The organism is Mesorhizobium sp. BR115XR7A, from assembly GCF_020165315.1.
Lineage (GTDB): Bacteria > Pseudomonadota > Alphaproteobacteria > Rhizobiales > Rhizobiaceae > Mesorhizobium > Mesorhizobium australicum.
Genome location: NZ_JAIUHW010000006.1, coordinates 413,612 through 423,286 on the forward strand (window position 1 = coordinate 413,612; position 9,675 = coordinate 423,286).

General features: G+C 64.6%; 11 protein-coding genes. All 11 read right to left on the minus strand.

All coding sequences use genetic code 11. The features are described 5' to 3' along the window. Positions 1-1,023 (minus strand): nucleotidyltransferase family protein, encoded by a 1,023-nt coding sequence (locus tag LB557_RS16085; protein WP_181174573.1) that lies wholly within the window; start codon positions 1,021-1,023, stop codon positions 1-3. Positions 1,024-1,093: 70 nt separating this feature from the next. Continuing rightward, a complete protein-coding gene (gene dhaK, locus LB557_RS16090; protein ID WP_224641612.1) occupies positions 1,094-2,080 on the minus strand; it encodes a dihydroxyacetone kinase subunit DhaK in 987 nt (328 codons plus the stop codon). Positions 2,081-2,118: 38 nt separating this feature from the next. Next, positions 2,119-2,541 carry a hypothetical protein gene (locus LB557_RS16095; protein ID WP_015314201.1) on the minus strand — a complete coding sequence of 141 codons (423 nt, stop codon included), beginning with the start codon at positions 2,539-2,541 and terminating at the stop codon, positions 2,119-2,121. 2 nt (positions 2,542-2,543) lie between these two features. Beyond that, positions 2,544-4,118 (minus strand): phosphoenolpyruvate--protein phosphotransferase, encoded by a 1,575-nt coding sequence (gene ptsP, locus LB557_RS16100; protein ID WP_224641614.1) that lies wholly within the window; start codon positions 4,116-4,118, stop codon positions 2,544-2,546. Positions 4,119-4,159: 41 nt separating this feature from the next. Continuing rightward, positions 4,160-4,462: an HPr family phosphocarrier protein gene (locus tag LB557_RS16105; RefSeq protein ID WP_015314199.1), complete on the minus strand. Its 303-nt coding sequence runs from the start codon at positions 4,460-4,462 to the stop codon at positions 4,160-4,162. Positions 4,463-4,483: 21 nt separating this feature from the next. After that, positions 4,484-4,873: a dihydroxyacetone kinase phosphoryl donor subunit DhaM gene (gene dhaM / locus LB557_RS16110; RefSeq protein ID WP_015314198.1), complete on the minus strand. Its 390-nt coding sequence runs from the start codon at positions 4,871-4,873 to the stop codon at positions 4,484-4,486. Beyond that, a complete protein-coding gene (dhaL, locus tag LB557_RS16115; RefSeq protein ID WP_224641616.1) occupies positions 4,870-5,472 on the minus strand; it encodes a dihydroxyacetone kinase subunit DhaL in 603 nt (200 codons plus the stop codon). Before dhaL ends, dhaM begins: the two co-directional genes overlap by 4 nt. A gap of 72 nt (positions 5,473-5,544) precedes the next feature. Continuing rightward, a complete protein-coding gene (locus LB557_RS16120) occupies positions 5,545-7,188 on the minus strand; it encodes a dihydroxyacetone kinase subunit DhaK (RefSeq protein WP_224641617.1) in 1,644 nt (547 codons plus the stop codon). 68 nt (positions 7,189-7,256) lie between these two features. Beyond that, the gene (locus LB557_RS16125) at positions 7,257-8,270 is read right to left on the minus strand and encodes an ABC transporter ATP-binding protein (RefSeq protein ID WP_140723247.1); all 1,014 of its coding nucleotides are present in this window, start codon (positions 8,268-8,270) and stop codon (positions 7,257-7,259) included. Beyond that, entirely contained in the window at positions 8,263-9,375 is a 1,113-nt protein-coding gene (locus LB557_RS16130; protein ID WP_224641618.1) for an ABC transporter ATP-binding protein, read from the minus strand. The genes LB557_RS16125 and LB557_RS16130 overlap by 8 nt, the downstream gene beginning before the upstream one ends. Positions 9,376-9,377: 2 nt before the next feature. After that, the gene (locus tag LB557_RS16135; protein ID WP_140660525.1) at positions 9,378-9,581 is read right to left on the minus strand and encodes a hypothetical protein; all 204 of its coding nucleotides are present in this window, start codon (positions 9,579-9,581) and stop codon (positions 9,378-9,380) included. Positions 9,582-9,675: the final 94 nt, after the last annotated feature.

The following is a 9,675-nucleotide window of genomic DNA, read 5'->3' on the forward strand; positions in this document are numbered from 1 at the left end:
TCAAGCGGCGTATGGCCTGGCCTTGGCCAGCCGCTGGATCCAGCGAAAGGCATCGCGGCGTAGCCGCGAGCCGATCTTCTCCCGGGAATTGACCCTGAGCAGCGTGTTGGTCGTGATCAGCTTCTTGGCCAGTCGGATCGACAGGTCGGGCTTTATTCGCCCGGCGAGTGCCAGCGCATGCGGTTCGTCGAACAGCCGCCCGGTTACGTTGAGCACGATCGCAAGTTCGAGTTCGATGCCGGTCATGCGCGCGGCGTCGAGCAGGCGGGTTTCCGAAACCGGGGATTGCAGCGCCCTCACACCTTGCAGCACGTCGACGCAAAGCTGCAGACGGTGGAATTTGTGGCCGCCGGCGGCATGCACGATGGCGATCGTCAGAAGGGCGGCCGGCGTATCCGTCGCGTCGCCATCGATGATGCCAAGCTCGCGAAAACCCAGCGACAGGCGCCGCCGCATGCCGATGTCGTGCACAAGGTCGCCATGCAACTCGACCAGCAGACTGGAATTCTCCTTTTCCAGCCATTTGAATTCCTGCAGCCGGTAGGATTCGGCCTCGTTGCTGGCAAGCTCGAAGCCGCATGCCGCAATCACTCGGTTTGCCCGCGCAAGGTTGGCGGGCTCGACCAGGATGTCGATGTCGGTGAAAGGCCGGTCGGATACATTGCGATAGAGTTTTCGCGCGAAGACCGGCCCCTTGACGATCCGCGCCGGAATACCCTCCGCCGCCATTCCCTTCATGATGCGGTCGCCATGGTACTGAAGCAGCATCGACTGGCCGGTGGCGATCGTCGCCCTCTGGCGCAGGTCGTCGAGTTTGTCTCGCAAACCAGTATCCGACGGCAGGTGCGCATCGCCACGCTCCCCGAGCTTGCGCAGCATGATCGGGAGGACGCCATGGAATTCGGCATTGTCGAGCAGGGCAGACAGCGCCTTCGCTGATAAATTGTCCCCGACCGCCGCAGCTTCCGGATCGGCGAAGCGCAGCAGCAGTTTTTCTTCAGCTGGAGTAAGAGACGGCAGCATCGATCCGGACAAATCCATCGTTAAGTGGATTGTCCGGAATGGTTGCAGAAAAGCACGGCTGAAGCCAGCCTTACAGGCCCCAGCGCAGCGCGGCGGTGTGGACAGGTGCGTCCCACCATTCCGTCAGTTCGTCGTCGAGCAGGCTCAGCGTGATCGAGCAGCCGGCCATGTCGAGCGAGGTGACATAGGTGCCGACCAGCGAGCGGGTAACCGTCACGCCATGTTGCTCGAAAATCCGGCGGGCGCTGTTGTACATCAGATAGAGCTCCATCAGCGGCGTGCCGCCGAAGCCGTTGACGAACAGCAGCGCGGGTCCTTTCGCCCTGTCGTCGAGATCGCCCAGGATCGCAGCGCAGATTTCTTCGACAATCGCATCGGCGCTTTTCAGCCTGTCGCGACGGCGGCCGGGCTCGCCATGGATGCCGACGCCGAATTCCATCTCGCCATCGCCGATGTCGAAGGTCGGTTTGCCGGCAGCCGGCACGGTGCCGCTGGTCAACGCCACGCCCATCGAGCGGGTGGCGTCGTTGACGCGGTCACCCAGCGCCTTCAACGCCGGCAACGCCACCCCGTGCTCGGCGGCGGCGCCAACGATCTTTTCCACCACCAGCGTACCCGCCACGCCGCGCCGCCCGGTTGTGTAGGACGAATTCTCGACGGCGACGTCGTCATTGGTGACGACCTGCAGCACGCCATCGGACATCTCCGCCGCCATCTCGAAGTTCATCACGTCGCCTTCGTAGTTCTTGACGATGAACAGGCAGCCGGCGCCGGTGTCGACGGCTTGCGCGGCCGCCAGCATCTGATCCGGTGTCGGCGAGGTGAACACCTGGCCGGGACAGGCGGCGTCCAGCATGCCACGGCCGACAAAGCCGCCATGCAGCGGCTCGTGGCCGGAGCCGCCGCCGGAGATCAGCGCCACCTTGCCCGGCTTGAGCATCTTGCGGCGGATGAATTTGTGCTCCTCGCCAAGCACAAGGATGTCGGCATGGGCGGCCGCGAAACCGTCAAGGCTCTCGGTCAGCACCGTGTCCACCGAGTTCATGAATTTCTTCACGGCCGTCTCCTCCCGAAATAGCCAGCATCAAGGGTCGTTCAGCCGCTCTTGCCGGTGATGCTGGTGACCTTCTGGATGAATTCGTTGATCGCTCGGTCGAGCGCCGCATTCTGCTTGTCGTCGCCGAAATCCGGCACGATGAGCGAAACGTGCCTTGTCTTGCGCGCGCCCGCGGCGACCGAGATCTTCCCGGGATGTGCCTGGTGATAGGCGGCAAGAAACTGGTCCCGCTCGGCCTGGCTGAAATGGCAGACGGAAAAGATGGCCGGCAGATGTTTCGACGGAATGGGAATCGAGTAGCTCGGGCTCGAAATCTGCGTGACGAAGCTGCGGTGCTTGCCAAGCGCATCGGCGAGCCGCTGGCGCATGCCGGACGGCCGCTGGTCGATGACTTGCGACAGGATCGTCTTGTAGGCGCGGATCGCTTCTTCGGAACCGGGTTCGGGTTTGATGTCGGCCATGCCTAGACCGGAACGTCGGCTATGGCCGCCTTGGCCATGGCGAGTTGCGCCGGCGCCACGGAAAGATCGCGCAGACCGGCTTCCAGCAGAGAGGGAATCGAGGCGGGGTCGCCGCCGGCATCGCCGCACAGGCTGACGGCGATCCCGGTCTCCCGTCCAAAGGCCGCGACCGAGGCGATCAGCCTCAACACCGCAGGATGGCGGACTGAATTCAGGTGTGCCACAGCGGCATTGTCGCGCGCGGCCGCCATCACATATTGCGTCAGATCGTTGGAACCGATCGACAGGAAGGCGACGCCGGTAAACGCCTCCGGCGCGATGGCCACCGAGGGCACTTCGACCATGATGCCGAGCGGCGGCATTTTTTGCGCGATGCCGCGCGCGGCAAGGGCTACCCGCTCCTCGGCGAACAGGGCGGCGGCGCTCTCATACTCTGCTGATGTGGCGATCATCGGAAACATGATTTTGAGATTGCCGTGCGGCGCGGCGCGCAGCAATGCCCTGATTTGAATCCGGAATATATCGGGCCTGGCCAGCGACAGCCTGATGCCGCGCAGGCCAAGGAATGGATTGCCTTCCTCGACGGTGAAGCCTGGCACCGGCTTGTCGCCGCCGGCATCGACGGTACGGATCGTCACCGGCTTTTCGCCGGCCCATTCCAGCACCTTGCGATAGGCACGATACTGCGTCTCCTCATCCGGCAGCGTTTTGCCGAACAGGAATTCGGTGCGCATCAGGCCGACACCGTCGCAGGTCGCGATGTCGATGGCATCGACATCCCTAGGATCGGCGATGTTGACCTGTACGCGCACCGCCGTGCCGGTTTTTGTCAGGGCCGGCCGCGCCAGAAAAGTCCGTGCCTTACCCTGGCCGGCGGTGAAGGAAGAGGATGACTGCCGGAACGAGCCGATCTCGGCCGGCGAGGGCGCCAGGACGATATTGCCGTGCTCCGCGTCGAGCAGTGCCATGTCGGCAACGGCGGTGAGCGGCTCGCGCAGGCCCACGACCATCGGCACGCCACGCGAGCGCGCCAGCATGGCGACATGGCTGGCGGTGCTGCCTGCCTTCAGAGCGATGCCGCCGCCATGGCTCCAGTCGGTTTCGAGAAAGCGCGTCGGCGCGATGTCCTCGCCGTAGAGGATGGCGCCGGACGGCGCGGCTTGGTCACTGTCCTCGGTCAGGGCACGCAGAACCTGGTCCCTGATATCCCGAAGGTCCGTGGCGCGGGCGCGGAAATAATCCTGGTCCGAAGCCTCGTAGCCGGCGATCTCGGCATCGAGTGCCTGCCGCCAGGCCGTGTCGGCGGGTGTTCCGGAAGCGATCGATGCGAAGGCCGGCCCGCTCAGCGCGTCGTCTTCCAGCATGGCGATGTGGAATTCGAGTATGTCGGCCGCATCTTTCTCGGCGGTTCCGACCATGGCCACGAGCCGGTTCACCGCCTTGCCGATCGCGGCCTGCAGGGACGTCCTCTCCTCGACGGAGCTTGCCTTGCTAACGTAAATGCCCGCGGGCTGGCCGAGGTCGAACAGAGGTCCCTCGGCATAGCCGGCCGAGGCAGGAACACCCTCAATACGCATGGCACGCGTTCCCAGCGGGTGAGCGCAGGCGCGGATCGGCCTCAAGCCGAGCGGACATGGCCGGCGTCCTCGTCGAAATCGCGCTGCACCAGTTCGACCAGCGCCCGGATAGCATCATCGGCGCCATCGCCGTTGGCCCTGATGTGCAGCACCGTGCCCTTCGGCGCCTTGGCCGCCATCACTTTGACGATGCTTTTTGCATCGAACCATGGGCCGTTGGCGGCGAGTGCAATCTCCACCTCGGCGGCAAAGCTCTTGGCCAGCTTGGTGAACTTCACCGAAGGACGCGCATGCAGGCCCACATCGTGGGTGATCAGGACGGTCGCTTCGGCGGTTGCGGACATATCTTCAAAAATCCCGTTCGCTCACGATGGCGACAATTCGTGCGCCGTCGCCACCACTTCCCGGAGCGAGGCGCCGCCGGATGCCTCGGTCGCCGCCATCACCGCGCCCTCGACGATCGGCGCGTTGCAGACGATGATTTTGTGCGCACGCGGCTCGCCGATCAATTCCACCGCCATTTCCGAATTGGTCTCGGCGCCGCCGAGATCGACAAGAATGGCGACGCCGGCGTCCGACCAGGCCTTGTCGATGGCGCCCATGATCGCCTCGACATTGGTGCCGAGCCCGCCATGGCCGTTTCCGCCGCACCACGCAAGCGGCACCTCGTCGCCGACCATTTGGCGTACCATGTCGGCCGTGCCCTCGGCGACCAGCGGCGAATGCGACACGATCACAATCCCGACATTGCTCATGCTTTGCCCCCGATGATTTGCGCCAGCGTGCGCACCAGCAGCGCGGTCGAGCGCGCGCCGGCATCCATATGGCCGATCGAGCGGTCTCCGAGGAACGAGGCGCGGCCGCGCAGTGCCTTCATAGGCACGGTGGCTTCGGCCGCGGCGTCGGCGACGTTGGCTATTTCAGCCGCCGTCCTTTCCCCGGCCAAGGCGTCATGCACCGGCCGCAGCACATCGAGCATGGTTTTTTGTCCTACCTGCGACTTGCCGCGCGCGGCCACCGCTTCGATCGCCTTGCCGAAGGCAACCGTCAGATTGGCGCGGTCGGGTTCCACCGAAATCTCCTTGCCGAGCGCCATGAACAGCGTGCCGAACAGCGGGCCGGAAGCGCCGCCCACCGTCATCACCAGCTTGGTGCCAATTGCCTTCAGGGCGTCCGGCAACGGCTTCGCGGCGAACACGTCGGCCTCGGCCCGTACGGCGTCGAAGCCGCGCTTCATGTTCAGCCCGTGGTCGCCGTCGCCGATCGCCTGGTCGAGCGCGGTCAGTTCCTCGGCGTGCGCGGCAATCGCATCCGCGGCGGCCGTGATAAGCCTCGAAAGGTCCAGCGCCGTCATGTCGCCCGAATTCCCGGTTTGCACCTTGCCGGCAGTAGCGAAAGAGCGGTCGTTCGACAACTGGTGCATGCGTCAGGCCGTGACAAGCAGTGTGGCGGCGGCCGCGAACACCTCTGCCACGGCATGAGCACCCGGATCGACCACGCCCTGCAATCCGGCACCGACATAGGCGGACCGCCCGGCTTTTGCCTTCTCCATGGCCGCGGTGGCCTCCGCACCGCGCCGGGCTGCTGTCGCCGCGTCGCCAAGGCCGTTGCCGTCGAAGGCCTTCAAGGCCGGCTCCAGCGCATCGACCATGGTGCGATCGCCGGGTTTGGCGCCACCGTAGAAGGTCATGCGTTCAAGCCCGGCGAGCAGGGCCTTGGGCACACCGGCGCCAGCGTCCAGGGCCCGTCCGGCCGCCGTGAAAAAGATCGACAGCAGCACCCCGCTGGAGCCGCCCATCGATGCGCTCAATATGTCGCCCACTGCACCTAGGGTCGCCGCGGGGTCGGCAAGCGGCAGCGTGTCGAGCCGATCAAGAACGCTTCGTGCGCCGGTCGCCACCGTCGAGCCGGTGTCGCCGTCGCCCGCCTTGGCGTCCAGTCCGTTCAATGCCGCTTCGAGCGAAATCAGCTTCTCGCAGACCGTGACGATCAAGCGCCTGGTGCCGGCATCCCGGCTGGCCCTGTGTGCCACGCTTTGTCCGGCTGCTTTCGCCATCGGTACGACAGCGGGCGCAACGAGCGGCTTGGCGGGCATCCAGGCGTGCGGGCCGACCGGCGCCAGCAAGGCGGCCTCGCGTGCCGCATCGAGCCGGATCAGCGACAGCGAGAACCCGTTCATGTTGAGTGCCGTCATCAACGGTCCGGGGCCAATTGTGAACTTCACTGTCTTTGCCAGCGGTGAGGCAAGCACCGCATTGGCAACCAGCGACATTTCGAGCGGCGGCACGGAACCGAGATTGTTGATCAGCAAGGCATGGCCGGCCTTCGTGTCGAGCCGCCCCGCGAGGCGCTCCGCCATGACAGCCACCAGCTTGTCGGCACTCTGCACCGCGATGCGCTCGACGCCCGGCTCACCGTGGATGCCGAGGCCGAGCTCGCCATCGTTTTCGCCAAACCTGTCCTCGTGCGGCTGGCCGGGAATGGAGCAGGACGACATCGACATTCCGAGCGAGATGATATCCTTTGCCGCCGCACGCGCGGCCACCGCGACGGATGCCAAGTCCTTGCCGGCTTCCGACAGGTGGCCTGATATCTTGTGCACGAATAATGTGCCGGCAACGCCGCGCGGCTGGGCGATGTCGGGCAGCGCGATGTCGTCGGCGACGATCACCATCTCGACGGCAAAACCTTCGGCGCGCGCCTTCTCGGCAGCGAGGCCAAAATTGAGCCGGTCGCCGGTGTAGTTCTTGACGATCAGCAGGCAACCGGCTGGTCCGGTGACCGCGCGAATGGCCGCCAGCACCGCTTCGACGCTCGGCGAGGCGAAGATCTCGCCCGAGACCGCCGCCGTCAGCATGCCTTTGCCGACGAAGCCGGCATGCGACGGCTCGTGCCCGGCGCCGCCGCCGGAGACGACGGCAACCTTGGACTTGTCCCAATCGGCGCGCAGCACGACCTTGATCTCGGGATACCCGTCGAGGCGCGCGAGGTCGCCTGAGCCGATGGTGCGCAACAGGCCGTCCAGGGCCTCGGTGACGATCGTTTCCCTGCGGTTGAAAAAGTGCTTCATCGAATTCGTCCCGTATTCGCAATCTCAATCGGAAGCCGGCGTCGCCTTGGCGGGGGCGCCGAAGCCGCTCACATCAATCGTTGTCCGTCGGCGCCGAAATAGAGCGGCGAGCGGTAGCGGATCACCACCTTGTCGCCTTGCGCCAGATCGGTGTCGGGGTCGGTCAGCGTCACCAGCTTCTTCGGCCCCACCGTCACGTGCAGATGGTTCTGGTCGCCGAGATGCTCGACCCAGTCGACGACGCCATCAGCATGGCCATTCACGGCCTTCTCGATCGCCAGGTGCTCGGTGCGCGCGCCGATTGTCCTGGTGCCGGCCGGCGCGCCGCCATCGGGAAGTAGCCCTGTCGGCAAAAGATTGATCGCCGGCTGGCCGAGCCTTGCAGCGACATGCAGATTTGCCGGTTCCGAATAAATGGTTCGTGGTGAACCGATCTGCACCAGCACGCCGTCGGCGAGGATGCCGATGCGATCGGCCATGGTCATCGCCTCGATCTGGTCGTGCGTGACGTAGAGCATGGTGGCACCGAGCTCGGACTGGATGCGCTTCAATTCGAGCCTGAGATCCGCGCGCAGCTTGGCGTCGAGCGACGACAGCGGCTCGTCCATCAGGTAGATGGAAGGCTTGCGCACCAGCGCGCGGCCGATGGCGACACGCTGCATTTCGCCGCCCGACAATTTGGTCGAACGGTTGGCAAGCTTGTGATGGATGCGCACCATCTTCGCGACCTCCTCGACCCGGCGGCGGATTTGGTCTTCCGGTATTTTCCGCGCCGGCGAGCGCAGTGGGAAGGCGAGGTTGTCGAACACCGACAGATGCGGATAGAGCGAATATTGCTGGAAAACGAAGGCTGTGTCGCGCTCGGCCGGCGACAGGGTCGTGGCATTGTGGCCGCCGATCTCGATCGTGCCTGCATCCGGCCGTTCCAGCCCTGCGATCAGCCGCAGTGTGGTCGTCTTGCCGGCGCCGGTCGGCCCCAAGAGAACGACGAATTCGCCGTCCGATATATGCAGGTCGAGCCCGCTGACGGCGACATGGTCGCCGAAGCTTTTGGTCACGCCTTTGATGTGCACGTCAGCCATGCTGCGCTCTCCCCAACGACGCTGTGTCGTGGATTGCCGTTCTCACCGCGCGCCCGGAGCCTTTTTCGAACAGCGACAGCCGCGCGCTGTTTAGAGTCAGGCCGACATGGTCACCAGCATTGAGCCGGATTTCGGCCGGCACCCGCGCCTTTATGATGCCGTCCGCCGTTTCCACCGCGACGATCTGGGTGGTGCCGAGATATTCGGTGCCGTAGATGGCGCCGCGCAGCTTGGATGCATCGTCGAAGCGGATATGTTCGGGGCGAATGCCGAGAGCCATGTCGGCAGGCGCTACGTCCTCGCGCACCTCTGGCACTGCCACTGTCGCCCCCTGGACGACCACCTCCTTCGCGCCTTTTGTGAGTCCGCCACCAAACTTCAAAAAATTCATCGGCGGCGAGCCGATGAAGTCGGCCACGAACATGGTAGCGGGGCGGTCGTAGATTTCGCGGGGGCTGCCGAACTGCTCGATGACGCCATGGTTCATCACTGCGATCTTGTCGGCCATCGACATGGCTTCCATTTGGTCATGCGTGACGTACACGGTCGTCGCGTGGATGCGGTTGTGCAGTTCGCGCAGCTCATGGACCATTAGGTCACGGAATTCAGTGTCGAGCGTGCCGAGTGGCTCGTCCATCAGGAAGCATTTCGGCCGCCTCACGATGGCGCGGCCGAGCGCGACGCGCTGGCGGTCGCCGCCGGCAAGACCGGATACGGATTTGTTGAGCAGATGGTCGATGCGCAGAAGCTTCGCCGTCTCCTCGACGCGGATGCGGATCTCGGCCGAGGGCATGCCTTGCGCCAAGAGCGGAAAACCGATGTTCTTGCGCACATTCATGTGCGGATAGAGCGCGAACAGCTGGAAGACGAATGCGATGTCGCGCTCGCGGGCCCTGAGCATGGTGACGTCGTCGCCGCCGAGCAGGATCTGGCCGCCGGTCGGCAGTTCGAGCCCGGCGATCATTCTCAGTGTCGTCGTCTTGCCACATCCCGATGGCCCCAGCATGACGAAGAACTCGCCGTCCTCGACGACGAAGTTGGAATCCTGGACGGCGACGAAATCGCCGAAGGCCTTTCTCAGATGTTGGACGCGAATTTCGGCCATGATTATTCCGGGAACTTCGAGACGATGATGAACATCACCGTGCCGGCGAGCATGGTGATGAAGGAATAGGTATAGAGCGACAGCGCGAAGGGCTGGAACAGCATCAGGAAGCCGATGGCGATCAGCGCCGTGGCAATGTTTTCCATCAACCCGCGCCTGGCCCAGCGGGGCCAGCGCGATTTCCTGGAAATGGCGGGGCGCCTCATGCGTAGCTTCCTCCCTTTTCCCCGTTCAAAGGGAGAGATGGTTGCCAGGTGGTTCCCCCACTCCGTCGCTGCTCCGCTGCGCCACCTCTCCCCC

Excerpts from the sequence above, each read along its gene's own strand:
- ptsP (WP_224641614.1), bottom strand. The coding sequence starts at position 4,118 with ATGCGTATTGAGGGTGTTCCTGCCTCGGCCGGCTATGCCGAGGGACCT.
- LB557_RS16135 (WP_140660525.1), bottom strand. The coding sequence starts at position 9,581 with ATGAGGCGCCCCGCCATTTCCAGGAAATCGCGCTGGCCCCGCTGGGCC.
- LB557_RS16105 (WP_015314199.1), bottom strand. The coding sequence starts at position 4,462 with ATGTCCGCAACCGCCGAAGCGACCGTCCTGATCACCCACGATGTGGGC.
- LB557_RS16095 (WP_015314201.1), bottom strand. The coding sequence starts at position 2,541 with ATGGCCGACATCAAACCCGAACCCGGTTCCGAAGAAGCGATCCGCGCC.
- dhaL (WP_224641616.1), bottom strand. The coding sequence starts at position 5,472 with ATGACGGCGCTGGACCTTTCGAGGCTTATCACGGCCGCCGCGGATGCG.
- LB557_RS16085 (WP_181174573.1), bottom strand. The coding sequence starts at position 1,023 with ATGCTGCCGTCTCTTACTCCAGCTGAAGAAAAACTGCTGCTGCGCTTC.
- LB557_RS16120 (WP_224641617.1), bottom strand. The coding sequence starts at position 7,188 with ATGAAGCACTTTTTCAACCGCAGGGAAACGATCGTCACCGAGGCCCTG.
- LB557_RS16125 (WP_140723247.1), bottom strand. The coding sequence starts at position 8,270 with ATGGCTGACGTGCACATCAAAGGCGTGACCAAAAGCTTCGGCGACCAT.
- LB557_RS16130 (WP_224641618.1), bottom strand. The coding sequence starts at position 9,375 with ATGGCCGAAATTCGCGTCCAACATCTGAGAAAGGCCTTCGGCGATTTC.
- dhaM (WP_015314198.1), bottom strand. The coding sequence starts at position 4,873 with ATGAGCAATGTCGGGATTGTGATCGTGTCGCATTCGCCGCTGGTCGCC.